Raw genomic sequence first — 26,866 nt, 5'->3', positions numbered from 1 at the left:
TGGCTTTAATGTCAGGAATTTCCTGCAAGGTATGGAAAAGGCGATCGCTCACACCATAACTTAGTTGAGTCGATCGCGATTCAATGCTAAATCGTGTGAATTTTCAGGAAATTAGTCCCGCCAGATTTTTGGGTGGGAATTCCTCCTACAATTAAAATGCGATCGCCGGGAGCAGCTAAATTGCGATCAACTAAAATAGTCTCGGCTTGCTGCACCAGATCCTCAAAAGATTCGACTTGAAAATCGAGTAACAGCGGCTTCACCCCCCAAACTAAATTTAAGCGGTGGTAAACTCGGATATTATCTGTTAAAGCAATCACAGGTGCTTTCGGTCGTTCTGCTGACGCCAGTCGCGCTGTATAACCCGAACTGGTAAAAGCAACAATACAGCGCAAATCGACAATTTTATCAATCGCGTTAAGTGCTTCGCTGAGGGCATGAGTTTCATCGCTATCCATCGGTGGATGGTTGACAAATTGGATATCTTTCTCCACTTCTTGTGCAATTCGCGCCATCATTTCCACCGCTTGAACTGGATATGCACCCACCGCTGACTCTCCCGAAAGCATTACCGCATCGGTGCCATCGATGATAGCATTGGCGACATCATTGGCTTCCGCACGGGTGGGGCGGGGATTTTGGATCATGCTTTCTAACATTTGGGTAGCGGTAATAACGGGAATTCCCTTTTGATTGCACAATCGAATAATTTGCTTTTGCAACATCGGTACTTTTTCCGGACTCATTTCTACTCCCAAGTCTCCCCGCGCTACCATTAAGCCATCGCATTCGTTGACAATTGCTTGCAGGTTGGCAATAGCTTGGGGGCGTTCAATTTTAGCGATCACCGGGATATCGACGCCTTTAGCAGCTAGCAGTTGTTTGAGGGAGTAGATATCTTCAGCGCGACGCACAAAGCTGAGGGAAACCCAGTCTATTCCTTGGGAAATGCCAAAGTCTAAATCTTTGATATCTTTTTCGGTGAGGGAAGGCAGTCGCAGGTTTAAACTGGGAAAGTTTACCCCTTTGCGACTTTTGAGAATGCCGCCTTTGATGACTTTACAGCGGACAGCTTTAGATGCGATCGCTTCCACCCTAAGTTCCAACAATCCATCATCCAACAGCACCTGCGCCCCTTTTTTGGCTTCATCCGCCAGATAGGGATAATCAATCGGTATTGTATCCGCTTGCTCCTTAAATTCGGCGATGGGTACTAAAGAGACGCTTTCTCCCGAATTTAAAGTTATCGCTTCTGTTAACTGCCCCACCCGAATCTTCGGGCCTTGCAAGTCTTGTAGGATGGTGACGGGGGTATCTAATTCCTGGGAGAGCGATCGCAGCAACGAGACAGTATGGGCATGATCTTCGTAGCTACCGTGAGAAAAGTTTAGCCTCGCTACGCTCATACCTGCTTGCACTAGATTGGCGATCGCTTCTTTAGTATTGCTTGCAGGACCAAGGGTTGCAACGATTTTCGTCCGGTGGAGTAGGTTTAGCATCACTAGCGTCTGTTCACACCTCTTGTACTTTAACCTCACCCAGTCCTGATTTTTGTGTGTACATTTGCCGGAAACGATGGTAATATAGTGTATATTGGAGTAAGCGATCGCCAAGCAATAGCTTGGAGTTGAAGGTTGATTATGGCGACCACTGCAACCAAAAAAGCAGCAACCAAAAAGCGAAAATACAGCAGAATTGACCTAAGAGTTACGCCCGAACAAAAAGATTTATTGGAGAAAGCGGCATCATTAGCAGGGCTGAGTTTGAGTGCTTATATGCTTTCCCAATGCCTAAAAGTTGCCAGGGAAAATATTGAAGCTCATCAGAGGTTAGTTCTGAGCGATCGCGATCGGGAACTGTTTTTATCATTGATGGAAAACCCACCAGAGCCATGCCAAGCTCTGAAGTCAGCTATGAGTAAATTTCAAGATGAATACGAAAACTAATAATCCGTGAAATGGCATATATCACCCCTAGACGAAAGTTTTCAGAAAGATGATTTTGACTGTGGAAAACCGCAGTTAAATGAGTACCTGAAGCAAATAGCTGGACAAGACGCAAGACGAGGGTATTCCAAGACTTTTGTTGCAACTACTGACTCAGAAAGTAAGGAAGTTGTTGGATATTACTGTACAAGTGCATCTACCATTGAATTCGAGAACATTCCAAAGCATGAGGATATCCCAAAACGCTTACCCAAGTATCCCGCTCCTGCTATGCTGATTGGCAGGCTGGCAGTAGACAAGCGGATGCAAGGTGAAGGATTGGGAGCAATACTCTTAATGCACGCCCTAAGTCTGGCGGTTCGAGTAAATTCGGAAATGGCTATTTTTGCAGTTAGAGTTGATCCACTTGATGAGGAAGCCAAAAGGTTTTATCTGCATTATGGTTTTGTGCCATTGCAAGATAAAGAACTCTCGCTTTTGCTCCCTATGGCAACAATCTTAAAGAGTCGCCGAGAGCATCAAGGAAGTTGAAGCAACATCAGTCTTGAAATAAATTTTAATACCAATTTCCGGGGATAATGCTACACATCAACAGATACGGATTGTAGGGGTGGGTTTTACCAATAACGGGGACACTTTCAAACAATTGAACTAAACCCGCCCCTTGTTTGGCGCATTGATGGGAAAATGGTATAAGCTGTAGAGGCGTTTTTGAGAAGTTGGGGATCTGGGTGTTATGTTTATTGCTACCCACTTACTTATTCCTGATTTTCCACTGCACCTAATGCCTTCAGAGTTGTTTTCTGAACCCCAGTCACGCCTGTAATATTCATTCCTTCATAAAGACGTTTAGCTTTAAGGGTTTTAATGCAGACACCTGTTTCAATATTCCACAGTTTAATTGTCTCATCTTCACTCCCACTTGCAAGCATTAATCCGTCAGGACTAAAAGCAACGGAGCGAACTCGATTTTCATGTTCTGTAAAAGTTTTGAGGCACTCACCACTTTTTACATCCCACAGCTTGATTGTACAGTCATCACTGCCGCTAGCAAGAAGATTACTGTTAGGACTAAACACAACCGATCTGATTTGATCTGTATGCTTTTTGAAAATATGCAGACATTCATGTGTTTGACTATCCCATAGCTTGATTGTGAGGTCATCACTTCCACTGGCTAGAATTTCACCATTAGGACTCCATGCAACTGAACGTATCAGTTTTTGATGTTCTCCTAAGTTGATTAGGTTTCCTGTTTCAATATTCAATAATTGTAATATTTTAGAATCGCTGGCGATCGCTATATTCTCGCTATCAGGACTCAGAGCAACTGACCAAATCCAATCTGGATAATCGTTTAATAAAATTTTCAAGCATTGTCTTGTATTAACATCCCATAATTTGATACTGCGATCGTCGCCAGCACTAATCAGTTTTGTTCCTTCCCGATTGAAAGCAACTAACCAAATCCAATCTCTGTGTTTTTGCGGTAAAGTTACGCAATTACCATCCATCTCCCATAACTTTACCCAACCATCGTTACCACTGCTAGCTATTTTCCCCTTTAGGATCGAAGGAAACTGACTGCACGCGCTTTGCATGTTTTCCCAAGATTTTGCATGTCTCTTTCTCAATATTCCAAAGTTTTACTGTGCGATCGTCGCTCCCACTAACAATGGTTTTTCCATCAGGTGAAAAAGCAATTGACCATACTCGTTGAGTATAGCCATAGATGGTCTTCAAAGATTCACCTTTGCAGAGATACCACAATCTGACACTTTGATCGTCACTACCAGTAATTAAAGTTTCACCATCAGGACTAAAAGCTATAGCTCGAATTCGGCGATCGCTTTCTGGTAAAGTAAGTAATAATTCACCAGTTTCAATGTTCCATAACTTCACAGTTTGATCGTCTCCACTAGCCAGAGTTTTACCGTCAGGACTAAAAGCAACTGACCAAACTCGTCCATCATGTCCTGAAAAAGTCTTGCGGCATTTACCAGTCTTAATATCGGACAATCTGACAAGTTTGTCATCGCTACCAGTTGCTAGAGTTTCACCATCAGAACTAAAGGCTATTGAGCGAACTATATGCTCAACGTTTTGCCAAGTGATGCGACATTGACCTGTCTTAACATCCCATAATTTCACAGTTTGATCGACACTCCCACTGGCTAAAGTTGTTCCTTGAGCATTGAAAGCAACTTTGAATACCCAGCAACTATGTTCCTGTAAAATGCGACAGCATTGATGAGAGTCAACATCCCACAATCTTACGGTGCCATCGCGACCAGCACTCGCTAAAATATTACCATCAGGATGGAAAGCAACTGACCAAACTTCATGAGTGTGTCCCTCTAATATGGCAAGACATTCACCTGTATTAATATTCCATAACCTAACAGTGCCATCGTTACTAGCACTGGCTAAAATTTGTTTTTGAGGATGAAAGGCAATAGACCTTATCCAATTAGTATGACCTACACAAGTAGTTACGAGTTGACCATCGGCTACTCGCCAAATATAAAGATTTTTATCGGCATCGCCTGTCGCCCATAATTTGCCATCATGGCTAAATGCTACTGAGAGAATGCTGCCTAATGGTTCAGAAAAAACCGATTTAGATAAGTCAGAGTAGGCCAAATTAACTTGATGTAAATTAACTCCCTGAAGATAAGCTTGACGAATGGTTAAATCTGAAAAGTCATAGTTGCTTAAATCTGTATTTAGCTGGCACAAAATGTTGAGGATATTGCCTGCTAAATACCCTGGAGCTAGAGGATATTGTTGTTGCCAGCTTAAGATAATTTGTTTAAGTTTATTTTCGACATTTCTGTTACCGCCAAGTTCCTGACGCAATCTTTCCAACAATGGCTGTAAGATGAGGCGAACTTGAGTTTCTCTGATATAGTCTATGGATGTTGCTTTGCTGAGAGAGTAGCTGTTCAAAAATGCTATTTGCCCTGTCTTAATTTCTTGGCAGACTTCATCTATTAATCGATTGATAATGTATTCCCTCAATACTGGTAGTTGTGTATATCCCAATTGGGTGTTTTTGATAAGCGCTCGCCGATTCAAAGATGCCAGCGATTGGACTAATTCTTGTTTAGCTTGCCATGAAATAATATCTTTTTTTAGTTGCCAGTCTGAAACTGGCTCATAATTAATTGCCAGCCAGTACATAATTTCTTGCGCTGAGGGAGATAGACGGTCAAACTGACGTTTTAATAAATCGTTAATTCCATTAAAAATTAATTGACCTTGCGTTAAATGATTTTTGACTAAAATAGATAAATTTCCGCCTAATGACTCTTGTGTTCCTGCTGCTACTACTTTTAAAGCAAAAGGATTACCTGCATAGTGTTCAATAACCAATTGCCATTCATCTTCCGATGCGGAAAATTTTCCGTATTCGGTAAATATTTTTCTACCATCTTCTACCTTTAACCCATCTAAGACTAATGATTCTATAGGTTGAGTTTTATTTGCCATTAAGTCAATTGCTTCTGGTTTCTCTTTGCTGATAATTACTAAACAGCTTTGATGAGATGATTGAGCTACTCGTTTTAGCAAATCACCATAGTCTTGATATCCTTCCAGATATTTATCTAGATGATTACCACTTTGAAGAATTGACTCTGCATTATCTAGTATGAGCAAAGAGCGTGAAGATTCTAAGTAATGAATCAGTCTCTCTATTTGCTCCTCTAAATTATCTGGTAGTATAGTTTCTTGCTGATTAGATAATAATTTGATGGTATCTGCTAGGATTTTTTCTAATGCTGGAGATTTCTCAAGACTTCGCCAGATTATATAGTCAAAATGATGCTGAATCTCTTTTGCTAATTCTCTTGATAGAGTAGTTTTACCTATACCGCCTTGCCCCAGTAGCAGAATTAACTGACATTTATCCTGAAAAATCCATTTTTTTAGTGTATCTAGTTCCTGAGTGCGTCCGTAGCAATAGGAGACGGGTAGTGCTAGTGCTTCTCCCCAGTCTCGGTACGGGGTGACGACTAGCTGTTCGCATTGTTCTCGAACTTGGGACTGCGGAACTTCGTGTGACTGCGGAACTTCGTGTGACTGCGATCGCCTCTCCAATTCCGCCCGGAAGGTTTTTTTGCTAACTGGGACTTCTAAAACTTCTGAAAGTAGCTTAAACAATAGTGAAGCTTCATTTTTTATATACTCCTCTTTGTATGGATATCTATAGTTTTCAAGCAGCTGTTTGTATGTCCAGTTTTCCCAAGATGCCTGAATTATTGCCTTTTCCAGGCCACTAAGATGTTCTCCTCTGGCGTCAAAAACTAAATCATCAGCGATTTTTAGGGCTTCCTCAAATTCCATAGCTTACGGAAGAGTCAGGTTTTATCCTCCAGTTTACCGCAATGTGACTTTTGTGACTAATCTGGGCATTAAAACACTTACTTTTGTGACTTTTATTACTGTACAGATTTCAGTGGTCAAGATTATCTTGTAAATGTCCCCGCAAATCAGAGGTTTGCTAAGACTTTGTAAAATTCTTGGAGGATTTATGATCGACCCGATTAGCATTTTTGTAATTTCAAGTATTGTAGGTGCTATTTCTGGCGCTGTTGCTGCTGGAGATGAACCCAAAAAAAGCGTGCGAATTGGTAAGAGTTTAACAGGTGGATTGGGTGCAGCGGCAGCTACAAGCGCTCTGCTTAATGCAGCTAACGCAGCTCAACAAAATCAACAAGCGTCCAATCCCACATCTTCTCTGCCGCCTAGCTTATCAAATTTGCCCAATATCAATAGTGGCAGTCTTGGCAACTTTAACAACCTTGGTGGCGGTGGATTTGGTGGCTTTGGTGGAGGAGGTTGCTAGTTGAGTAGGGTGCGTCAGACCTCAAAGTTAGGCGTTAAATAATTCACTTTAACATCTGACGCACCCTACACTTCTGCACAATGCTTGGTGCTGCTGCTGTTGGTGCAGCAGGCTATGGAGTCTGGTGGTTGGCAACCAAAGAAGAGCGAGATCAAAAGAGGCGAGAAGAAGAAAGAAGGGATCAGCAAGAACGGGAGCGCCGGGAACGGGAAGTTAAAGAACAGGTGAAACAGAAAGTTGAAGCACTTCTATATCGCATGTGAGCTTCCTAACGTTTGAAGATTACAGAGGATTGCCAGCGAGTGAGCTACAGCCAAAAGGCTGAGTTTGTCAAGCGCGCACCCTTAAGGGTGCGCGCTTGACAAACCTTCGGTGTACCTCATACGGCTGCAATCCGCTATAAACCGTTTCCCTCTCAAAAGTAAGCAAAGTTAATTAGCTTAGTTCAACGAAACTTTTCACATAAATAAGGAGAAACCTATGGCGAGTTCCTTTTCTGGCTTTAACATGACTTCCTCAGTCAGTAATTCTTCTACTTTGGGAGGCATGAATATGAATAACAATCTCTCGCTCACTACCTCTTCAAGTCTGCCAGGAATGAATGGCAATTTATCCATTGATATGTCTTCCTTTATGGATATGGGAAGCATGAATATGAATACCACTCTGAACGCCAATTCATTGATGAATAATATGTCTTCTTCCACTTCTTCTACTGGCGTTTCTGGAGTCAATTTTAATATTTGGGGTAACGGTTCGATCAACCGTTCCGGGCGCATCAATACTGACGCACCAACCTATGTCATCATACATGGCTGGAATAACACAGGTGGCAATGCTGGTAACAACTACAAGCCTGCCGACTGGATGGCTAACCAAGCCCAAACCCTTCGGCAGCGGGAGTCTAACGCTAATATCATTCTGGTGGATTGGGAAGATGGAGCGCGTAATCCCTTGTATCTCCCTTCTGTTGGTAAAACAGACGTTGTTGGTAATCAATTAGCTGCTTACTTGAGAAATAGCGGCGTAGATCCTAACTACACCAATATAATCGGACACAGCCTGGGAGCGCATATCGCTGGATTTGCTGGCTCTGCCTATCGTCAATCCACCGGACGCTCTATATCGCAAATTGTGGGACTAGACCCTGCTGGACCTGCATTTGAAGGTAAACCTGCTAAGGATCGCCTAGATCCGACTGACGCTACTCGCGTTGTAAGTTTTCATACCAGTCAGACATTGGGTTACGACGATCGGTTAGCTACTCTCGATGTCTACGCCAACTGGAACGACTTGTTCCAACCCGGACAGATTAGTTTTATCGGCAACCACACTTATGCCACGACTCTATTTACAGAATTGCTCCAAGGCAACAGTTTTACCCAGTCCAATGGGTCTCTCCTCAACCTCAACACGGTAGTTAACGCGGGATTTTCTGGGCAGAACAATGCTAGGACTAAAAACAATAAATCCGTTGTTGCCCTCAATTTGTCGGGTACTGCTAACAACGATAACCTGGCAGGTGGCGCAACCAATGACACCATCCGTGGCGGCGCCGGAAATGACTACATTACTGGTGGCGACGGCAACGATGCCCTGTTTGGGGATAGTAGCAACGATATCCTTAATGGTGGACGCGGTAATGATTCTGTCTTCGGTGGCGCTGGTGGCGATCGCATATTTGGAGATGATGGCGACGACGTGCTGACGGGCGCAGATGCCGCAGCAGGCAGAGGTTTTGGCGAAATTGACCGCTTTACAGGTGGTGCTGGGGGCGATCGCTTTGTGCTAGGCGCTACTGGGGGAGCCTTCTACAGCGATGGTAATACTAGCACTTCCGGCATCAGCGATTATGCTCTGATTGCTGACTTCAATGCCTTGGAGGACACGATCCAACTGTCTGGTGCCAAATCGAGATATAGTTTGGGAGCGTCACCGACTGGTTTAGCTGCGGGTACAGCGATTTTCCTGAATGAAAGCCGTCTGGAACTGATTGCGATCGTTCAAGGTTCTACTAATATCAACCTCAACGCTAACTATTTCGTCAGTGTCTAGTAGGAGGAATCTTTTTACCTGAATGCCCCGACGCCTGAAGGCGCGGCTACACAAACAAAGCCTGCCTACGCAGGCTTTAACCATAAAATATTCCTAAACTCCCGACAAAACCAACTATGAAAGCTATCTGGTTAGAAAACAACCAACTGCAACTCCGCACCGATGTCCCCATTCCTGAAGCGCCACCAGGGGAAGCACTCGTCCGCGTTGTGCGTGCGGGTATTTGCAATACCGACTTGGAACTAATTCGCGGCTACTATCCTTACACAGGCATTTTAGGTCATGAATTTGTCGGCATCGTCGAACAAGGGTCATCTGGGTTACTCGGTAAGCGAGTCGTGGGAGAAATTAACGCCGCTTGCGGTCAATGCCGCTTTTGCAAGAGCCAACAACCTACCCACTGCGAAAACCGTACCGTACTTGGTATCGTTAATCGCAACGGTGCGTTTGCCGAATATCTCACCTTACCAGAACAGAACTTGCATCCCGTACCGGATAGCGTTCCCACCGATGTCGCAACTTTTACCGAGCCTGTAGCGGCGGCTTTGGAAATTCAGCAACAAGTCTCGATTCGCCCCGAAGACCGAGTTTTGGTAGTGGGAGATGGCAAGTTAGGGCAACTCGTAGCGCAGACACTGGCGCTGACTGGCTGCGATTTATTGGCTGTGGGGCGACATGAGCATAAATTGGCTAATTTGGCGGCGCGGGGTATTAAAACGGGGCTGGCAGATGCTGTGACTGACCGCGCTTTTGACCTATCTGTGGAGTGTACCGGAAATCAGGAAGGGTTTGCGATCGCGCGCCGCGCCCTCCGTCCTCGCGGTACCTTGGTACTCAAAAGCACCTACGCCGGTCACCTCACCTTCGATGCCTCGTCTTTAGTCGTAGACGAAATTACCCTCATCGGTTCCCGTTGTGGCCCCTTTGCCGCCGCCCTAGAAGTGCTAGCCGCAGGCAAGGTGGATGTAGAACCGCTAATTCAAGCCCGCTATCCCTTATCTGAAGGACTGACGGCGTTTGCACGCGCCCAAGAACGGGGTGTTTTAAAAGTTTTGCTAGAAATAGATGCCAAGTCTTGATTAAACTTTTGGCAAAAGTCAGAAAGGAAATTAACTTCACAACTTTCTAAAACCCGTTTAAACTGGTTTTAGCTTTTAGCCTGAAATTTATTTCAAGGCATTGATGCTGGCAAAATTACCTGTCATATCATCTCCTTAAGCAAAGGTTGTGTATGGTAGGGGCGGGTTTTACGAGAGATATTTGCTACCAGCGCTATGGTTAAATAAACCCTTCCTTAGCAAAGGCTACCGATGCCTAAGGACATGATATCAGAGATCGTGTTTTCTAGTAACCTATTTATCAAACAGAGGTTACAATCGGATAAATTGAAATAACTATAGTAATCGAGCGATCGCTATGACGGTAGCCACCAAGAAACTAACCTTTGCAGAGTATCTCAAGTATGACGATGGTACGGATACCCGTTACGAACTTGTGGATGGAGAATTAATCCCCATGAGTCTAGGTACTGGTAAGCATGGTGCAGTCACTAAGTTCTTAGAATTCACATTTGATGGAGAAATCGCCAAATTAGGAACTGCTTGGACAGCACAAAGGTTTTCCGTAGGTATTCGTTCCCCTCGCGCTGGGCGTTGGGATACTTCACGCATTCCCGATGTCACTGTTTTAACGATAGAACAGTGGGAATCTCTAGCTAACCGAGAAGCGGTAATTGAACTTTCCGATCCGCCCCCAATTTTAGTCGTGGAAGTCGTCAGCGAGTCTACCAAAACCACCGACTACCGCAGCAAACGTTCTGAATATGCCGTACTCAATATTCCTGAATTCTGGATTGTCGATCCACTCTCGGATTTGGTAACAGTATGCACCCTAGCAGAAGGCTTCTACGATGCTGTGGAATTCCGAGAAAGCGATCGCATCGTTTCTCCCACTTTTCCCCAGCTAGAATTAACAGCCGCCCAAGTATTACTACAAATCTGATTCCCCGCTTTCTAGTCGCTTCATTTCCCCTTGTACAGCTTGTGCTGCTTCTAATGCTTCGTTCAGCAACTTTGTATATTCTCGTGCCTCATAACTGATTTGTAACGCTTGCACAGCCGCCAAGTTAGTGGCTAAAAGTTCTTTGTTGCGGGCAATAAATGCGCGATTTTCTCGCAAAATTCGCTCTGTTTTTAAGGCGCAAATTAAATTTTCTCTAGTTGTTTCCAGAGTTGAAATCAGTTTTTCTCTATCCGTTAAACTGGCTGATTTATTTCCGGCGGCTACTAGCTGGTCGTTAATTTCTATGCCTTGAATAACTGTATTATATTTATCAATTTCTTCCAACAGGCTTTTCTGCCGCTTTCTTAACCATTTCCACTTAATTAAATATCCCAGGGGAATCAATCCCCAGCCTAACAGCAAGATGCGTTCTACGTAACTGCCGATTGTCATTAATAAGGCTAAGCGGGGATATTTTAATTGTTCGTAGGCTTTCAAATCTCTCTGACTAACTGCCGCTATTGTTTTTAAGTCTTCTGGGGTAATATATAATTTTTGCAAGTTCGATTGCATTGGTTTGAGGTTTAGAGGCGCAAGACTATTCTATTTTACTCGCTTTGTGCTAGAAGAGTAGGTAATTAATGAACCACAGAGGCACAGAGTACGCAGAGGTAAGAGAAAAGAAGAGATATGTAATCAAGTTATGAGAGGGCGACAACAGCGTCTGGCGTTCGCGCCCGTCACAGAGACCCAATTTTAGATTTTAGATTTTAGATTTTAGATTTTATTTTATTTTTATCTGCAATCTGCAATCTGCCATCTAACTTGAGTTAATACAATAGATTTGTTTTCGAGCAATAATCTGGACAATTAATTGCTGCTTCAGAATTGGCTATTCGGGGATGTACGGTACATTTAAGCCGATGGTCGTTGGTGAAAAATTGACAGTTAGAACAGGGAATTTCGTGCATCACTTTTGCCCTGGTGGCGGTTTCGGCGATCGCTGACCAAATCCCCCAAGTTAAAACCGCTACAAATGCCCAGGCAAAGAAAAAGCAAACCGGCGCTAAAAACGGTTGAATTGCACGCACTAAAGGATACAGGAGTTCAAACACGGCTATTTTCCGAACAAAATGGAACTAATAGGTTAAATGTAAAGAAATATAATCGGCTATTTTGTCTATCTAACGATAGATTGATTGGCAAATGGTAATGAGTACTAGGAAATAAATTTACCAATTACCCATTACCAATTACCAATTACCGATTACCTAAACACCAGCATGACCCAAAGCCAAACCTGCCACCAGCATTCCTAAAACTAGGAAAGGCTGGGCGCTTGCTTGATACTTTACGTCATTTTTCAGCGGGTCGCGCAGGAAGTACATATCTTGAAACACAATTTGAGGAATCACTAACAGCACCAGGATTGTCGCGTAAAGATTTTGGTGAATGTAGACTAGGTAACCAGCGATCGCTCCTTGAAATATATCGATCATCAGCACGCAAATCCAAGCGGCTGTGGTGACGCCAAACATCACCGGCATCGACTTCAAGCCTAATTGTCTGTCTCCTTCGATACTCTTGAAGTCGTTAACAATCGCAATCCCCAATCCGGAGAAACTGTAGAACAGAGTGAGAACGACAATTGTCAGATTGAGGTCGCCAAATAAAGCATGACCAGTCCACCAAGGGAGGGCGATGTAGCTGGAACCCAAAGCATAAGTACCCAGCCAGCCGTTTTGCTTTAATTTCAACGGCGGTGCAGAGTAAATATAGGCGAGGAATGCACCGCCGATGGCGATACAAGTAATAGTGGGAAATTCGTGTCCTGCCCATTGGTCTAGAACAAATGCCAAACCAATTCCAGCGAGTAACAGTACCCAAACTTGAGCAATGACTTGGGGAAGGGAAATTGCTCCCGATGGGATGGGGCGATAGGGTTCGTTAATCGCATCGATCTCGCGATCGTAGTACTCATTCACCACTTGGGTATAACCTGTCATTAACGGCCCCGACAGCAACATGCACGCCGCCGATATCAGCACGTTTTCTAACGTCCAAGTATAGTTACCTGAAGAAGCCGCACCGCAGATCACGCCCCACATCAGGGGTATCCAGGTGATCGGCTTCATTAATTGCAGGCGAATTTTCCAGATATTGGTTTCCTTTGCTGCCCCTTTCATCCCTAGCATTTGCCGCATCTTGGCATTGCCACTGGCATCGAGGGGCGCTGCGGTATTCGGTTGTACATCCACCTCAGCCGTTGTGGCGTCCGTGGGAAGTTGCGAGGAAGGCGAATCAGACATAGGGATTTTGGATTTGAGATGAGAGGATTTGGGATTGAACGCTTTTATCGTTTACTCGCTGCGGTGCCAGAACACTACCTATCTCTTCCTTCTCCTCTTCCTTGGCGTCCTTGGCTTCTTGGCGGTTAAATAAGTATTCTTCAGTCACCGAAACGAGTAGGGGGATCGCTGCCTTGCTAGAACGAAATCGTCAAATAATTATTTTGGAACTTGGCGCCTTTGACAGGTTGCCCGCTGAGTTGGGGGGGTAGAAAGATATTGCGGCGTTGGTCGCCAGCTTCGATGGTGACTTCTGGGCCGTACTGAGTAAGTTTGACCTGTTTTTTGTCAAATCCGGGTAAGAACAGGCGCACTTGACGCCCAGCGATGTCGATCTCGATGGGTTTGGGGGCGCCCGCTGCTTTGAGAAAATCGGGTAGGGCGTCGATTAGGGGTTGCCAATCGTCGCCGATGCGAACGGGAACGGTACTAACCGCGAGGGGTGAAAACTCTGAGTTGGCGATGTCGGTTGCCGATGTTTCCCGGTCGTAAGTCGCGTAGACTTGTTCCAGGGTTTGAGCTTGCTGTGCGGCAAAGGTATCCGCCATCACGGTCTGGTTGAGAATCACCCCGGAAACGGTCAGACCGATTTGTTGGGCGCTACCCCAAAGGTATTTGGCTGTTGCGATTGCATTTGGGTCGCCTGTCGTCACCAAATAAGCCGCTACCCGCTTGGGGTCGGACATTGCTGCCTTTCCCTGGTCGAGTAAGTTATTCACCTGGTTGGTGGGTTGAGCAAAGTTATCCCCGATTAAGTTGACATTCAAGATGGCGCTGGTGACGGGTTGAATGAACGGCGACAGGGTTTTGCCCAGATCCGAATTGATAAAAACATCCCGAAATCGGCGGATATACCAGCTCATAATTTCCGGGGTTCCCAGCATCCGCAGCAAAGCTTTGTCTCCCGTCCCGTCGTAGACGATCGCGTCGTATTTGCCTGAAGCTTCGTACTCGCGCAGGGCGTTCAGCGCTAACGCACTGTCCATCCCCGGCAATACTCCTAGTTCTTGACCGTAGACTTCTTTTATGATAGGCGTTCGCAGGTATTGCGCTTCCAAATCTTTCACTTGTTCCCAGCTGCGTTCTAGCAGGACGGTAGTCTGAAACTGCACCGCCTGTAAGTTAGCAGCCAGTTGTTGGGGATCTGGACCAATTGTCGCACCTAAGAGCGAACTGGATACTGGTTCGGTGTCGCCAAAAGCCAGCAGGACTCGCGCACCAGAGGCGGCAAGTCGTTTAGCTGTTGCAATGGCGATCGTCGTGCGGCCCACGCCACCTTTACCTAAAAATGTCAAAATCAGGGACATCGTTGCTTCCTTATGCTTTGAGGAGTTCTATTTCGTCTTCAAAGAACCAGGTGGAAAATTTGTCATCAAACTGTACAACAACACCCACTCCGCTGGCATCTACCATTTTGAAGGCTTGAATGATGCCGGTTTGACCTAACCGTTTGACCACCTCCGCAGATGAGCGATCCCGCAGACGACGCACGCGCACTTTTTGACCGATTTCCATTTGAACTCCAACTAGATAAACCACTCCACAGCGTGGAGAACCGCTATTGACGCTTTGCATACAATACCGGCTTCTGCGCTTCACAAGCTAGCGCCTCCCCCACCGCCGTGGGGCAATAGAGATTGAAATGCGGGTGTTATTAGCCCCACATTACAGTTTACGGAATTCTCGATCCGGCGCTGACTCGCAGCGAAGGCAGAAAATCACACCTTGGGCACTTGACTAAGAAGACGCTCCCGACACGGGGACGCTCCCGACGCGGGGAATACAACAAGAACTCGACCCGTCCTCTTCAACAATGTTTTGCCCAAATTGCAGAAATTTGAATAAAATCTTAACCTGAGACTGGAAAACTCAGGGAGTAGGTTATGAACTGTTTGGGAGCTCTGGAGTGTCTTTGACGCCCTTTGCCCCAAGCGATCGCATTCATGGAGAACTAAAGTACCATCTAACAAAGAAAAAACGTTTCCGTCTCTCAAGTGCAGCTAACCGTGCTGCATATCCCGATCTGATTTATTTTTTGTGTGTGGTGGTGTGTTGATAGTGAGCGAGGAAACAGAAATTGCTGAGATCGGTCAAAGGAGTTGAAAGAAAAACCCAAAGGGTGAGTCACTCTAATCAAGTGCAGCACCCTTTTGTGGCGAAGTTAGACCTCCTGAAAACATTGGTAGTAAGAGATTTAGAAGCTCGACATAAAGGTTCGGTGTTGGGCAATTTGTGGCCTTTGCTAAATCAGCTATCCCAATTGCTGATTTACACCTATGTTTTTTCGATTGTTTTGCAGGTCAAACTTAGCCTCCAAGGGTTACCAGCAAATAACTTAACCTTTGGTTTGTGGATTTTTGCCGGATTGTTATCTTGGAATGCTTTTACCATGGCCTTGGTAGCAGCATCTGTATCGGTAATTAACCAAACTAACTTGGTAAAAAAGGTAGTATTTCCACTTGCATTGTTACCTTTAGTGCCGGTTTTTAGCGCCTTTGTGGAAAGCTCTTTCGGGTTAATTGCGTTGATTGTAATGGTAGGGTTTCTCGCCGGGACGGTGAAAATTACCCTATTGCTGCTACCGCTGATTTGGTTGCCTCAGTTGCTGCTAACAATTGGCTTGAGTTATCTGGTAGCTGGGTTAACGGTATTTCTGCGGGATGTTCCTCAAACTTTGGGGGTTTTACTCAATTTGTGGTTCTACCTCACCCCACTTGTTTATCCCGCCTCGGTGATTCCAGAAAAATGGCAAAGTTGGGTATTTGTATTAAACCCAATGGCAGCGATCGCCGAAACTTATCGCGACTTAATTTTAGTCGGAGAAGTCAGGCATGGGCAGGCATGGGGAATTGTTTCCCTCGTTTCTGTCGTTGTCTGTTACGGAGGTTTCTGGGTATATCAGCGCTTGCGGAAAGCATTTGCTGATGTACTTTGAACTTGTCATCGATTAACTCTCAAAGAAAGCCGTTTATTTTCAGCAGTACCATGACTGAGATAGCAATTGCCATCAACAACGTTTCCAAGTGCTTTAAGCGTTATGCAAATCCGGCAGATCGCTTGAAAGAATTATTACTTCCTGGCAGAGTTAAAGCCAAGGAATTTTGGGCTTTGCGCGATGTTAGCTTAGAAATTCCCAAAGGAAAAACTATTGGGATTGTCGGACGCAATGGGTCGGGGAAAAGTACGCTCCTGCAAATTATTGCCGGAACTCTCACGCCTACCAGCGGCGAGGTGCAAGCTAAGGGCAGAATCGCGGCATTATTAGAACTGGGGAGCGGTTTTAATCCCGAATTCACCGGCAGGCAAAATGTATTTTTTAACGGTCAATTGTTGGGGTTAAGTTACCAAGAAATAGAAGCAAGGTATGATGCGATCGCCGCCTTTGCAGACATTGGCGATTTTATCGACCAACCCGTCAAAACCTACTCCAGCGGGATGTTTGTCCGCTTAGCTTTTGCCGTCGCTACCAGCGTCGATCCCGATATTTTAGTCGTAGACGAAGCCCTGTCAGTCGGAGATGAAGCTTTCCAACGCAAATGTTTTGCTCGCATTCAAGCTATTAAAGATAAAGGCGGCACGATTCTGTTTGTTTCCCATTCTCCCACCTCAGTCGTATCGCTTTGCGACTCGGCTATATTAATGGATCGAGGAGAATTATTACTCGTCGATAGCCCCAAATTAGTCATCGCCAAATACCAAGAACTAATTTACGCTCCCGCCGACAAAGCTCAGGCAATTCGCGAAGAAATCTGCACCCTACATAAATCAAGCCAGCCCGATAATGTTTTACCGCTGAACCGGACTAAGGGACAAAATAAAGTTGTTGTAAATCAATCGATCAAACTCCCAGAAATCCGCGAGTTTTACGAGCCAGAAATGATACCTTGTACAACCATTTCTTATAAATCTAGGGGAGCCAAAATAATCGACCCCCGCATTACAACCCTGGATGGAACCGTTGTCAATCACTTAATCAATCGCAGAGAATATATCTACACCTACTCGGTGATTTTCTCTAAACCCGCTGACAAAGTTCGTTTCGGTATGCTAATTAAAAATCCCAGCGGAATAGAAATTGGCGGGGCATCTTTTGCCACCCAATCTCAGTCTATCGATCGGATCGAATCGGAAACTTTGGTAGTAATGCAATTTCGGTTTAAATGTTTGCTTCACCCCGGTTTATACTTTTTAAATGCCGGAGTTTCTGGCATCGTCGATGGAGATTTTACCTACTTAGCCCGTTGTATCGATGCTGCGATGTTCAGAGTTAAACCCGAAACCGACTCTTGCGGCACCGGCGCAGTTGACTTTTTGATCGAACCAAGTATTAGAATTACCTACGACTTGGTGAAAGCCGAACCAGAACAAGAAATGAAAGTCATCTAAATTTATCAGAATTTAGAAACAGCTTCGAGAGTGGAAAATGTGAGGAAAACCTGTGGAAACAACCTTAGAAACATTAAAAACCAATCCAATTATCCAGAATTTTATTCAGGATAGGGTGAAATTTCCTCACAAATTCCCTACGGCAATTCACCCAGATGACGAAATGTACCTCTTTAGCCTGAAAAACTTAAACGGCGATAAACAGGCAGCTTGCATTCGCTACTACTCCCTAGGTCAACGCATCTTTGATGCCGTCAAACAAATTGTTGAATGGCAATTTCAGAACTTTGATAATAATGTATCGTCTTTTTTAGATTTTGCCTGTGGCTACGGACGTTTTAGTCGCTACTTGCTACAGGAATTGTCACCGCAGCAAATTTGGGTTTCTGATATTTCTGCCAACGCTGTTAAATTCCAAACCGAACAGTTTAATGTCAACGGCATTGTTTCAACAAACTATCCAAAAGATTATCCTGGCGAAGGAAAGTTTGATTGTATTTTAGCGGCTTCTTTTTTCAGCCACGTTCCCAAAAACACCTTTGCCGACTGGGTGGAAAAGCTTTATAGTTTACTCTCACCTCAAGGGATTTTGATTTTTAGCGTTCACGATCTCACGCTTTTACCCGCTGATGTGGCCCAAAAGTCAGAGGGTTTTTATTTTGTACCAGAAAGCGAAAACACAACCCTCGATCGACAACTTTACGGAACCACCTATGTCAGCGAGGCATTTGTTAGTCAAGTTTTGGCCGAAAAGCTGGGTGCGGCAGTTACTTATTACAGAATTGAAAAAGGGCTTTGTAGGCATCAAGATATTTACATCGCAGTCAAGCATCCGGTGCAAGAATTTTCTAGTTTGAATTTTAGCCATCATCCTGAAGGAGGTTTGGAAACCTGCCAAATTACCACCGACGGCAAAATTTATCTGGCAGGTTGGGCATTAGACTTTAATCGGGATAGTAAAGTTGAGCAAATTCAAATCATCGTTAATGGTAAGCTTGTTCAAAGCTGTATTCCAGATTGCGATCGCAACAAAACTACAGATCTCCGTTCGGGCTGGACTTGTTACTCGGAAACAGATACAATTCGTCCCGATGATGTTTTAATCGTCAAAGCGATTAATAGCCGCGAACTTGAACGGGTACTAGCAGCAAATAAATTGGCAGCGATGTTCTGCTAACAGCCAAGATAATGATATAATTTCAGCCAGCAGGCTCCCTTGGACAAATCCATAACTATCTGTCAACGATTTATGAATTTATTAAACTCAATCAAATCCGTACAACATAGGTTTAAACAGTTACTAAGTAATTCCGAACCAGCCCAAGCAATTGAGGAAAGCAAATGGGCAATCCAACCTCAAGATATGCCTTGGCTAGATCGCCCCAATGCTAAAAAATTACTCGATGCCAAATACAAGTCTAAAGAAATATCATCTCAAGAATACGAATGGTTGCGGCAGTGGATAGATGAGGGATATTTTGTAGTCGATGATGCAATAGATCAAAACCTTCTCAATCCCATGATCGCAGATTTGGATAACCTGTGGTATGCGGACAAACCAATTCCTGGAGTAATAATCCACAATCTAGGATTAGATAAGGATAGTTGTAGAGACTACACCCACGCCGAAGTTCTCGATCTCGATCAAAGCGTCCGCGAACAAATGCGCGACAATTCAAATTGGAGAATCCACGAGTTATATAAAATTTCGGAAAACGCGCGCCAAATTTTTTACAGTCCAACTTTAGCCCATTTAGCCAGCTTGGTTTTGGGTAAAGAATCCCAACCCAAATACAGCATTAGCTTTCACTGGGGAAGCGGACAGTTTTTACATCAAGACATGGCGGTGTTTCATATTTTCCCAGTTAATTATCTTTTAGGCGTGTGGATAGCAGCCGAAGATATTTCGCCCGATAGCGGTCCGTTAGTATTTTATCCAGGTTCCCATAAAGAGAAAATGTATGAAAAATTTGATAATTACCCGCAAAATAACCTGAGAACAGCAAACAAAGAAACATTCCACACTTATCTCGATAGCGTCAACCAAGTCGCAGAAAAATACGAGAGAAAAGAATTTATTGATAAAAAAGGAAAAGCGCTTTTTTGGCATGGAATGCTGATTCACGGGGGAGGATGGATTAAGAATCCCAGCTTAACCAGAAGATCGTTTGTCATCCACTATACTCCAGAAGGAGTTGACAGAGCCACTGAAGTTGAAGCGCCTTTTAATTGGTAATAGACTGTGAATAAGGATACATCGTATATTTTCCCAATTGCCGGAATGCATCGATCCGGAACTTCATTAACAGCGTCTCTCCTGCAAAGCGTGGGAGTGGACATCGGCAAGAATTTAGTAGGCGCTGCTGACGGGAATATTAAAGGTCATTTTGAGAATATTGATTTTGTCGATTTTCACAAAGAGGTCTTGCGATCGCATAAACTTGACCAACAAGGTTTTACCCTCAAATCTGAAATTCCAGTCGCCGAATCCTTTATAGAAAAAGCTCAAAACATTATCCGCCAAAATTCCCAGATTCCTGTTTGGGGATGGAAAGATCCGCGCACCACTCTGTTCTTAGATTTTTGGATAAAATTATTGCCAAATGCTAATTTTATCTTCGTCTATCGTTCCCCTTGGGAAGTCGTTGACTCACTTTATCGCCGGGGAACCGATGAAATTTTATTAAGTAAACCCCAGTTAGCGCTTTTAGCCTGGATTCATTATAACAAGAAAGTTTTAGAATTTTCGGAAAAATATCCGAAAAATTCTCTCATAGTTAATATCAATACAATCGCCCAAGATTACTTAGCTTTTGTTCAAGGAATTAATGAAAAATTTAAGGTTAATTTAAAATTAACAGGTACAGAAATATTCGATCCGTCTTTATTGGTTGATAAAATTTACCAAACCCATCGACCAAGTTTAATAGAGAAATGCTTTCCAGAAGCGGTGGAGATTTATCAAGAATTGAACTCAAAAGCGCTGGGATTAGTAGAAAAACCCTCAATTTTTGGCAAAAGATCTTCAGTGCTTTGGGAGTTTCAAGATTGGTTAACCATCCGCCTGTTAGAAAAGAAGCGAAAAGGATTGCAGACTGAACTGAAGCAGTGGCAAGATCAATTTCAAGAGTCTCAAGCTAAAGTATTGGAATTAGAAACCACATTGGGGAAAACCCAAGGGCAATTAGACCAAAGGGAAATAAAATTGCAGGAAGCTTTGGCGAAACTGCTGGAATTAGAAACCACATTGGGGAAAACCCAAGGGCAATTAGATGGTACGCAGAATCAATTAAATAGCGTACAGGTAGAATTATCTCACACCCGCACTGAGAACGCAGCACTCGCAGGCGAAATTGCTGCCATGAAATATTCTAAATTATGGCAGTTGCGACAAAAATACTTGGCATTAAAACGCCGCCTGCGCTACCTAATCAAACCCTTTATATTTGCCATCGACTTTCCCACCAGTTGGAATATCGCCAATGGGAATTTTCAAATATGCGGTTGGTGCTGCAATACCCAATCTCACATCCAAACCATCCGCGCCAGAGTGGGAGAGCAAATTTTCCCAGGAAATTATGGCATGGCGCGGTCAGATGTCGCCGCCGCGTATAGGGAAATTAAAGGTGCAGAAGCATCCGGATTTGCTATTCCAGTTTCTCTTAATTCCGGACGCCACAACCTGGTACTAGAAGCGTTAACCGAACCGGGAAAATGGCAACGATTCGCCTCCTATTCCTTGGTAATTTCACCATTGGAAGCAGCAATTGACGCGCCAAAAGATTGGGAACAGAAAAGTGGCACTATATTATTTTCAGGTTGGTGCTGCCATCCGCAGCAGAAAATTGAACAGCTAGTCCTTTGCATCGGCGATATTTCTTTTGAATGCGCCTATGGAAATTACCGTCCAGATGTGGGGAAAGCTTACCCAGATTGGAAAGATAGCGCCGCCAGCGGATGGGAAGCAACCGTCGCCATTGGGGCGGGAAATTGGCAAGTTTTCCTCAAAGCAACTTTGGAGAATGGAGAAGTAGCATTATTTCAAGCACCGCTACCTTTAATTGTGCGGCGAGACTTGGCGCTTGGGAATTGGAAAAACCAATTGCAGACAGCGACAAGATTTGTAGAAGTCGTCAGGAAAAAAATCTACGAAAGGCGCATCCGACTTGGGGGAAGGTTGCTACCAAATCCGGGAGAAATACCCCGCTTGGTGGGAAAAATTATTAGTCTTTATCGGGAACAACAGTCAAAAACAGAATTAGCGACCCCTGGGTTTAATATTCCTCAACCCATAGAACCATACTCAGCTTGGTTGCAGGTTAACCAGTGGAATCAAAAAGCAGAAGCATATCTGCTGGCGCGGTTAAATACCTGTCGGGGAACCTTGGCGAAAATATCGGTAGTGATGCCAGTTTACAATACGCCGGTCGAGTTTTTGGAGCGAGCGATCGCCAGCGTCACCAACCAAGTCTACCAAAACTGGGAACTCTGCATCGCCGACGACTATAGCACCAACCCCGACATCCCAAAAACCTTACAAAAGTGGTTGGTGTTGGTCAAAGATAACCGCATCCGCGTTATTTATCTGCCAAAAAACGGCAACATCAGCGCCGCCACCAACAGCGCCGCCAGCTTAGCAACCGGGGACTATTTGGTATTCTTAGACCACGACGACGAACTCACACCCGATGCATTAGGGGAAGTCGCCTTATACTTAGCAGAAAATCCCGAAACCGACTTTCTTTATTCCGACGACGACAAAATCGACATTAACGGACAACGCTACGCACCTCAATTTAAACCCGATTGGTCGCCAGAGTTGCTACTTTCCTACATGTACTTTAGCCACCTGTGCGCCGTCAAACGAAACTTATTTGAAACCCTGGGCGGAATGCGAGTCGGGTTTGAAGGTTCCCAAGATTACGACTTCGCGTTAAGGGTAACCGAAAAAACCAATAAAATCGCTCATTTACCTTTAGTCCTTTATCACTGGCGCGCCACACCCGGATCGACCGCTATCACCGGCGCTGCTAAACCAAAAAGCTTCATCGCTGGAGAAAAAGCAGTGCAAGAAGCATTGCAGCGACGCGGTATAAAAGGAACCGCTTATCAACCCGAATGGGCGCTGAGATTGGGATTAGGATTATATTCCCATAAATTCCCAGACACCGGCCCCTCGGTTGCAATTGTTATTCCCACCAAAAACCAGGTAAGCTTACTGCAAAATTGCCTAACTTCCCTGGAAAAAACCACCTACCAAAATTACCAAGTCCTCGTCGTTGACAACGAAAGCGACGAAGCGGAAACCTTAGCATATCTAGAACAAATTCCCCATCGCGTCTTAAAAGTGAAAAATCCCGATGGGAAATTCAACTTCGCCGCCATTAACAACCGCGCCGCCGAACAAGTCGAAACCGACTATCTGCTATTCCTCAACAACGACACCCAAGTCATATCCCCAGATTGGTTATCTCAAATGATAGGATACGCGCAAATCGAAGGCGTCGGCGCCGTCGGTGCGAGATTGCTTTTTCCCGATGGTAGAGTGCAACATGCAGGCGTAATTCACGGGATGCATCACGGGTTAGCGGGACATGCATTTAAACTAATAAATAAAGACGATGGCGGATATCTTTCTTACGCCAAAGTGACGCGAAATTACTCCGCCGTCACCGCAGCTTGTCTGCTGACGCCGCGACAGTTATTCCTAGAATTAGGCGGATTTGACGAGATAGAATTCGCCGTCGCTTACAACGATGCAGATTACGGTTATCGATTGTTAGAAAAAGGGTATCGCTCCGTTTATTGTACCACGGCAGAATTTATTCATTACGAGGGGAGTACAAGAGGATTTAGCGATAACCCCAAAGAAAGAGCAAACTATCGGCAAAAGTATGGAAAAAAAGTAGACTGCTTCTACAGTCCGCATCTTTCCTTAGAAAACGAACAGGTACAAATCCAAGCGCGACGCATTTTCCTACCTGTAGGGGCGGGTTTTACCAACCAACTCGCCGAATCACAAGACATCTCGTTAAACCCGCCCCTACTCGTTAAACCCGCCTTTACACCCCTAAAAATATTGATGTGCAGCAACGATTTAAACTTCACAGGTGCGCCGCTGCATCAATACGAAATTGCCGTAAATCTTGCCAAAAAAGGAGCGATCAAACCCATCGCTTTCTGCGTCAATGAAGGACCATTGCGAGAAGTATACCAACAGCAGGGAATTGAAGTCATCGTGCGGGAACATCCCCTGGCGAATATTTATACCCGAGGTGCATACGACGAAGCACTGGAAAAGCTGGGAGAAGAAATTAAGCAACTCGATATCGATCTAATATATGCCAATACCCTGAATAACTTTTTCATGGTAGATTGCGCCAAGAAAATCGGCATTCCTTGCGTTTGGAACTTGCACGAAAGCGAACCTTGGCAAACATATTTCAACCATTTCGGCGCAGAAATAGCATCCCGCGCCTTAGAATGCTTCGCTTATCCTTACCAGATCGTTTTTGTCGCCGATGCGACGCGGGAGAGTTATTTACCGCTGAATACTCAGCATAATTTTACCGTGATTCATAACGGTTTAGATATAGAACGATTGGATGCAGCAGCGCCAGGGTGGACGAAATCAGATGCGAGAAAATCTTTGGGAGTGGAACCGGAAGAAGTGGTAATTTTGCTATTGGGGACAGTATGCGATCGCAAAGGACAACAAGACCTAGTTCGCGCCCTCTCCCACCTACCCAAACAACACCATACCAACATTCGCTGCTTCATCGTCGGCGATCGCCCAAATTACTACAGTCGCCAACTGGCAAAATTAGCAGCAGAACTACCATCATCCTTACAACAGCGATTAACAATCGTACCAGAAACCGCAGATACAGCCAGATATTACCAAGCCGCCGATATCTTTGTCTGCACTTCCCGCATCGAAAGCTATCCCAGAGTGATTTTAGAAGCAATGGCGTATAACCTACCCATCATCACCACCCCCGTATTCGGGATTAAAGAACAAGTCCTTCTTGGAATCAACGGGATATTTTACACCCCAGGAAATGCGGCAGAATTGGCAAATGGGATCGCCTCCCTCCTAGATAATAAATCCCTGCGCCAACAAATGGCACAAAACTCCCGTTACGTCCTCCAATCTTTAACCACCTTTGACGAAATGACCCAAGCTTATGCCCAAATTTTCCGCGAAGCTTATCTTAGCCAAAAATAGGTTATCAAAAATAATCCATCCTGACCTCAAAATTAAAATTAGACAGATGAAAAAAAAAATAATATATATATCCCGATTATATGGAATAGCAAAAATGTTTAACCTCGATACCCCAACCAATACAACAATAAGCTATATAACAAAATTTTCCGGTTGGTTCATACCTGAAGAAAAAACAGAAGTACGGCTGAATGTATCGCTGAACGGTCAATCCTATGTTACTCTATCTCATGGCCTACTCCGCCCCGATGTAGCAGCAGCTTTTCCCCAAAAAGAAAATGCATTAAACAGCGGTTTATCAGGCGATATTCTAATTCCCCATACAATCAAACCAGGGGAAATTATAGAAATTGAAATATCCGAGAAAAATCAAAATATTTCATTATTTAAAGAAGAATTTACCTTGGGTGCTAATGAAAGCCAACAACTGCAAACCAGAACCAGAAAATTTGAACTAAAACAATTGCTATATTGCCCAGAATGTGGAAGCAAACTAAATCAAATAGATCGGTCGTGCGAAGTTTGCAATTATCCAGTTTATACCAGAGGCAATACCCCCCACATCCTGCAAAAAGGAGATTTGCCATTTCTCAGGCTAACAGAAACCGAAAAAACCCATCCCTATTCGCTCTATGTTATTGAACTTTTGACTAAAATAGAAGATGGACTCGTTCTAGACTTTGGTGCAGGAAACACCCCCGAAGGCGACCTAAGACCGAACATTTGCTATCTTGACGTGCAGCAATATCCCCACACCGATATTGTATGCAACACAACCAAATTACCTTTCCCAGATGCCATCTTTGACGCAGTTATCAGTCAAGCAGTATTTGAACACATACCAAATCCATTCCTCACCGCTAAAGAATTACATCGAATTTTAAAGCCAGGGGGTATAATCTTTATCGATACAGCTTTTATGCAGCCACTACACGGCGATCCGAGTCACTACTTTAACATGACACTGCACGGCCTTCGTTTAGTAATGTCTGATTTTGAAGAATTACGCAGTGGAATTAGACCTTATCAGTATCCTTCCTTTGGATTTATCATGCAAATCGAAGCCGTTTTACCATATATTACTCAAGAATTGTGGAAAAATAAATTACAAGATTGGCGTGAATTCCTTTTAAAAGAAGGTAATAATCTAGATATAGCCCTGGAACAAAAAGGTCGAGAAATTTTGGCAGCGGGAGTATTTTTTGAGGGGATAAAAGCAGTAAGATAATGGGATGTGAAATAGATTTTCTGATAATAGGCGCGCAAAAAAGCGGGACAACATCCCTGTACAACTATCTAATTAAACATCCGCAAATTGTACCAGCGCGCACAAAAGAAGTGCATTATTTTGACCTAAACTTTGACAAAGGAATCTCATGGTATCAAGACCAATTTCACCCCTTCGATAGGCAAAATAAACTCATCACCGGAGAAGCAAGCCCCTACTACATCTTTCATCCATTAGTGGCGAAAAGAGTACAACAAATATTGCCAAAAGTCAAGTTAATTATATTATTGAGAAACCCAGTAGAGCGAGCAATTTCCCATTATTATCACGAAGTAAGATTGGGAGTAGAAGACAAAGCGATAGAGGAAGCGATTGCATCCGAACCCACCCGCCTAGCAGGCGAAACCGAAAAAATCCTAGAAAACCCCAACTATTACAGCTTCAACCACCAACACTACACCTACCTTTCCAGAGGCATATACCTAGACCAGATCAAAAACTGGATGAACTTCTTCCCCAAAGAACAACTTTTAATCCTCAAAAGCGAAGACCTATACAACCACCCCCCAACCATCCTAAATCAAGTCTGTAACTTCTTAGAAATACCTCCATATCAACTCCCAGACTATGTTAAATATAATGCAGGAGAATACCCCCCCATCCACCCAGCAATATACCAACAACTAACCGCCTACTTCCAACCTCACAATCAAAACCTAGAAAACTACTTAGGCAGAAACCTCAACTGGTAACAGGACTAAAGTCCTTACTACAAACCTCTTCCTTCCTCTTCCCTCTGCGTCCTCTGCGTCTCTGCGGTTCCAT

Annotated in this window: 23 protein-coding genes; 14 read left to right on the top strand and 9 right to left on the bottom strand. The window is 44.2% G+C overall.

The window, feature by feature from the left end:
* Positions 1–86: 86 nt before the first annotated feature.
* Positions 87–1,499: a pyruvate kinase gene (pyk, locus tag ACE1CM_RS36265; RefSeq protein ID WP_374883784.1), complete on the bottom strand. Its 1,413-nt coding sequence runs from the start codon at positions 1,497–1,499 to the stop codon at positions 87–89.
* A gap of 141 nt (positions 1,500–1,640) precedes the next feature.
* On the opposite strand from pyk, the gene ACE1CM_RS36260 reads away from it, so the two are divergent.
* Positions 1,641–1,946 carry a DUF1778 domain-containing protein gene (locus ACE1CM_RS36260; protein ID WP_374883783.1) on the top strand — a complete coding sequence of 102 codons (306 nt, stop codon included), beginning with the start codon at positions 1,641–1,643 and terminating at the stop codon, positions 1,944–1,946.
* A gap of 6 nt (positions 1,947–1,952) precedes the next feature.
* Complete coding sequence (locus ACE1CM_RS36255; RefSeq protein ID WP_374883782.1) at positions 1,953–2,477, top strand: GNAT family N-acetyltransferase; 525 nt, start codon at positions 1,953–1,955, stop codon at positions 2,475–2,477.
* Between the two features lie 227 nt (positions 2,478–2,704).
* On the opposite strand, the gene ACE1CM_RS36250 is transcribed toward ACE1CM_RS36255, so the two are convergent.
* The gene (locus ACE1CM_RS36250; RefSeq protein ID WP_374883781.1) at positions 2,705–3,460 is read right to left on the bottom strand and encodes a WD40 repeat domain-containing protein; all 756 of its coding nucleotides are present in this window, start codon (positions 3,458–3,460) and stop codon (positions 2,705–2,707) included.
* Between the two features lie 34 nt (positions 3,461–3,494).
* Complete coding sequence (locus ACE1CM_RS36245; protein ID WP_374883780.1) at positions 3,495–6,293, bottom strand: NB-ARC domain-containing protein; 2,799 nt, start codon at positions 6,291–6,293, stop codon at positions 3,495–3,497.
* Positions 6,294–6,480: 187 nt separating this feature from the next.
* Here ACE1CM_RS36245 and ACE1CM_RS36240 point away from each other — a divergent pair, with 187 nt between their 5' ends.
* The 5 genes from ACE1CM_RS36240 (at position 6,481) to ACE1CM_RS36220 (ending at position 10,851) form a co-directional block, all read left to right on the top strand.
* Positions 6,481–6,795 (top strand): hypothetical protein, encoded by a 315-nt coding sequence (locus tag ACE1CM_RS36240; RefSeq protein WP_374883779.1) that lies wholly within the window; start codon positions 6,481–6,483, stop codon positions 6,793–6,795.
* An 80-nt stretch (positions 6,796–6,875) separates the two neighbouring features.
* On the top strand, positions 6,876–7,058 hold the full coding sequence (locus ACE1CM_RS36235; protein WP_374883778.1) for a hypothetical protein: 183 nt from the start codon (positions 6,876–6,878) through the stop codon (positions 7,056–7,058).
* Between the two features lie 217 nt (positions 7,059–7,275).
* Complete coding sequence (locus ACE1CM_RS36230; protein WP_374883777.1) at positions 7,276–8,850, top strand: hypothetical protein; 1,575 nt, start codon at positions 7,276–7,278, stop codon at positions 8,848–8,850.
* A gap of 116 nt (positions 8,851–8,966) precedes the next feature.
* On the top strand, positions 8,967–9,929 hold the full coding sequence (locus ACE1CM_RS36225) for an alcohol dehydrogenase catalytic domain-containing protein (RefSeq protein WP_374883776.1): 963 nt from the start codon (positions 8,967–8,969) through the stop codon (positions 9,927–9,929).
* Positions 9,930–10,266: 337 nt separating this feature from the next.
* Positions 10,267–10,851: a Uma2 family endonuclease gene (locus ACE1CM_RS36220; RefSeq protein ID WP_374883775.1), complete on the top strand. Its 585-nt coding sequence runs from the start codon at positions 10,267–10,269 to the stop codon at positions 10,849–10,851.
* Here the strand turns inward: ACE1CM_RS36220 and ACE1CM_RS36215 are convergent.
* The 6 genes from ACE1CM_RS36215 to ACE1CM_RS36190 form a co-directional block, all read right to left on the bottom strand.
* Positions 10,840–11,424 carry a hypothetical protein gene (locus ACE1CM_RS36215; protein WP_374883774.1) on the bottom strand — a complete coding sequence of 195 codons (585 nt, stop codon included), beginning with the start codon at positions 11,422–11,424 and terminating at the stop codon, positions 10,840–10,842. The two genes, ACE1CM_RS36220 and ACE1CM_RS36215, sit on opposite strands and share 12 nt — an antisense overlap.
* Before the next feature lie 257 nt (positions 11,425–11,681).
* The gene (locus ACE1CM_RS36210) at positions 11,682–11,966 is read right to left on the bottom strand and encodes a hypothetical protein (RefSeq protein ID WP_374883773.1); all 285 of its coding nucleotides are present in this window, start codon (positions 11,964–11,966) and stop codon (positions 11,682–11,684) included.
* Between the two features lie 156 nt (positions 11,967–12,122).
* Positions 12,123–13,160 carry a chlorophyll synthase ChlG gene (gene chlG, locus ACE1CM_RS36205; RefSeq protein WP_374883772.1) on the bottom strand — a complete coding sequence of 346 codons (1,038 nt, stop codon included), beginning with the start codon at positions 13,158–13,160 and terminating at the stop codon, positions 12,123–12,125.
* On the bottom strand, positions 13,153–13,308 hold the full coding sequence (locus ACE1CM_RS36200) for a hypothetical protein (protein ID WP_374883771.1): 156 nt from the start codon (positions 13,306–13,308) through the stop codon (positions 13,153–13,155). Before ACE1CM_RS36200 ends, chlG begins: the two co-directional genes overlap by 8 nt.
* 28 nt (positions 13,309–13,336) lie before the next feature.
* Positions 13,337–14,506: an ArsA family ATPase gene (locus tag ACE1CM_RS36195; protein WP_374883770.1), complete on the bottom strand. Its 1,170-nt coding sequence runs from the start codon at positions 14,504–14,506 to the stop codon at positions 13,337–13,339.
* 10 nt (positions 14,507–14,516) lie between these two features.
* On the bottom strand, positions 14,517–14,774 hold the full coding sequence (locus tag ACE1CM_RS36190) for a DUF2862 domain-containing protein (protein WP_374883769.1): 258 nt from the start codon (positions 14,772–14,774) through the stop codon (positions 14,517–14,519).
* Between the two features lie 562 nt (positions 14,775–15,336).
* Here ACE1CM_RS36190 and ACE1CM_RS36185 point away from each other — a divergent pair.
* From ACE1CM_RS36185 to ACE1CM_RS36155, 7 genes are all read left to right on the top strand, one after another.
* Entirely contained in the window at positions 15,337–16,134 is a 798-nt protein-coding gene (locus ACE1CM_RS36185; protein ID WP_374883806.1) for an ABC transporter permease, read from the top strand.
* A 50-nt stretch (positions 16,135–16,184) separates the two neighbouring features.
* Positions 16,185–17,585, top strand: a complete 1,401-nt coding sequence (locus ACE1CM_RS36180; RefSeq protein WP_374883768.1) for an ABC transporter ATP-binding protein — start codon at positions 16,185–16,187, stop codon at positions 17,583–17,585.
* Between the two features lie 52 nt (positions 17,586–17,637).
* Positions 17,638–18,762 (top strand): class I SAM-dependent methyltransferase, encoded by a 1,125-nt coding sequence (locus tag ACE1CM_RS36175; RefSeq protein WP_374883767.1) that lies wholly within the window; start codon positions 17,638–17,640, stop codon positions 18,760–18,762.
* Positions 18,763–18,834: 72 nt separating this feature from the next.
* Positions 18,835–19,821: a phytanoyl-CoA dioxygenase family protein gene (locus ACE1CM_RS36170; RefSeq protein WP_374883766.1), complete on the top strand. Its 987-nt coding sequence runs from the start codon at positions 18,835–18,837 to the stop codon at positions 19,819–19,821.
* A gap of 45 nt (positions 19,822–19,866) precedes the next feature.
* Positions 19,867–24,813 carry a glycosyltransferase gene (locus ACE1CM_RS36165; RefSeq protein ID WP_374883805.1) on the top strand — a complete coding sequence of 1,649 codons (4,947 nt, stop codon included), beginning with the start codon at positions 19,867–19,869 and terminating at the stop codon, positions 24,811–24,813.
* Positions 24,814–24,907: 94 nt separating this feature from the next.
* Entirely contained in the window at positions 24,908–26,041 is a 1,134-nt protein-coding gene (locus ACE1CM_RS36160; RefSeq protein WP_374883765.1) for a class I SAM-dependent methyltransferase, read from the top strand.
* Positions 26,041–26,793, top strand: coding sequence for a sulfotransferase domain-containing protein (locus tag ACE1CM_RS36155; RefSeq protein ID WP_374883764.1), 753 nt, complete (start codon positions 26,041–26,043; stop codon positions 26,791–26,793). Before ACE1CM_RS36160 ends, ACE1CM_RS36155 begins: the two co-directional genes overlap by 1 nt.
* The last annotated feature ends 73 nt before the right edge of the window (positions 26,794–26,866 follow it).

Source organism: Microseira sp. BLCC-F43 (assembly GCF_041929235.1).
GTDB lineage: Bacteria > Cyanobacteriota > Cyanobacteriia > Cyanobacteriales > Aerosakkonemataceae > Microseira.
The sequence above is the reverse complement of the archived record's forward strand: the minus strand, read 5'-3'. Positions and strand labels throughout refer to the sequence as shown.

Bases quoted from the DNA above. Each gene is read 5' to 3' on its own strand.
- pyk (WP_374883784.1), bottom strand. From the start codon at position 1,499: ATGCTAAACCTACTCCACCGGACGAAAATCGTTGCAACCCTTGGTCCT.
- ACE1CM_RS36260 (WP_374883783.1), top strand. From the start codon at position 1,641: ATGGCGACCACTGCAACCAAAAAAGCAGCAACCAAAAAGCGAAAATAC.
- ACE1CM_RS36250 (WP_374883781.1), bottom strand. From the start codon at position 3,460: ATGGATGGTAATTGCGTAACTTTACCGCAAAAACACAGAGATTGGATT.
- ACE1CM_RS36245 (WP_374883780.1), bottom strand. From the start codon at position 6,293: ATGGAATTTGAGGAAGCCCTAAAAATCGCTGATGATTTAGTTTTTGAC.
- ACE1CM_RS36240 (WP_374883779.1), top strand. From the start codon at position 6,481: ATGATCGACCCGATTAGCATTTTTGTAATTTCAAGTATTGTAGGTGCT.
- ACE1CM_RS36235 (WP_374883778.1), top strand. From the start codon at position 6,876: ATGCTTGGTGCTGCTGCTGTTGGTGCAGCAGGCTATGGAGTCTGGTGG.
- ACE1CM_RS36230 (WP_374883777.1), top strand. From the start codon at position 7,276: ATGGCGAGTTCCTTTTCTGGCTTTAACATGACTTCCTCAGTCAGTAAT.
- ACE1CM_RS36225 (WP_374883776.1), top strand. From the start codon at position 8,967: ATGAAAGCTATCTGGTTAGAAAACAACCAACTGCAACTCCGCACCGAT.
- ACE1CM_RS36220 (WP_374883775.1), top strand. From the start codon at position 10,267: ATGACGGTAGCCACCAAGAAACTAACCTTTGCAGAGTATCTCAAGTAT.
- ACE1CM_RS36215 (WP_374883774.1), bottom strand. From the start codon at position 11,424: ATGCAATCGAACTTGCAAAAATTATATATTACCCCAGAAGACTTAAAA.
- chlG (WP_374883772.1), bottom strand. From the start codon at position 13,160: ATGTCTGATTCGCCTTCCTCGCAACTTCCCACGGACGCCACAACGGCT.
- ACE1CM_RS36195 (WP_374883770.1), bottom strand. From the start codon at position 14,506: ATGTCCCTGATTTTGACATTTTTAGGTAAAGGTGGCGTGGGCCGCACG.
- ACE1CM_RS36190 (WP_374883769.1), bottom strand. From the start codon at position 14,774: ATGCAAAGCGTCAATAGCGGTTCTCCACGCTGTGGAGTGGTTTATCTA.
- ACE1CM_RS36180 (WP_374883768.1), top strand. From the start codon at position 16,185: ATGACTGAGATAGCAATTGCCATCAACAACGTTTCCAAGTGCTTTAAG.
- ACE1CM_RS36170 (WP_374883766.1), top strand. From the start codon at position 18,835: ATGAATTTATTAAACTCAATCAAATCCGTACAACATAGGTTTAAACAG.
- ACE1CM_RS36165 (WP_374883805.1), top strand. From the start codon at position 19,867: ATGCATCGATCCGGAACTTCATTAACAGCGTCTCTCCTGCAAAGCGTG.
- ACE1CM_RS36160 (WP_374883765.1), top strand. From the start codon at position 24,908: ATGTTTAACCTCGATACCCCAACCAATACAACAATAAGCTATATAACA.
- ACE1CM_RS36155 (WP_374883764.1), top strand. From the start codon at position 26,041: ATGGGATGTGAAATAGATTTTCTGATAATAGGCGCGCAAAAAAGCGGG.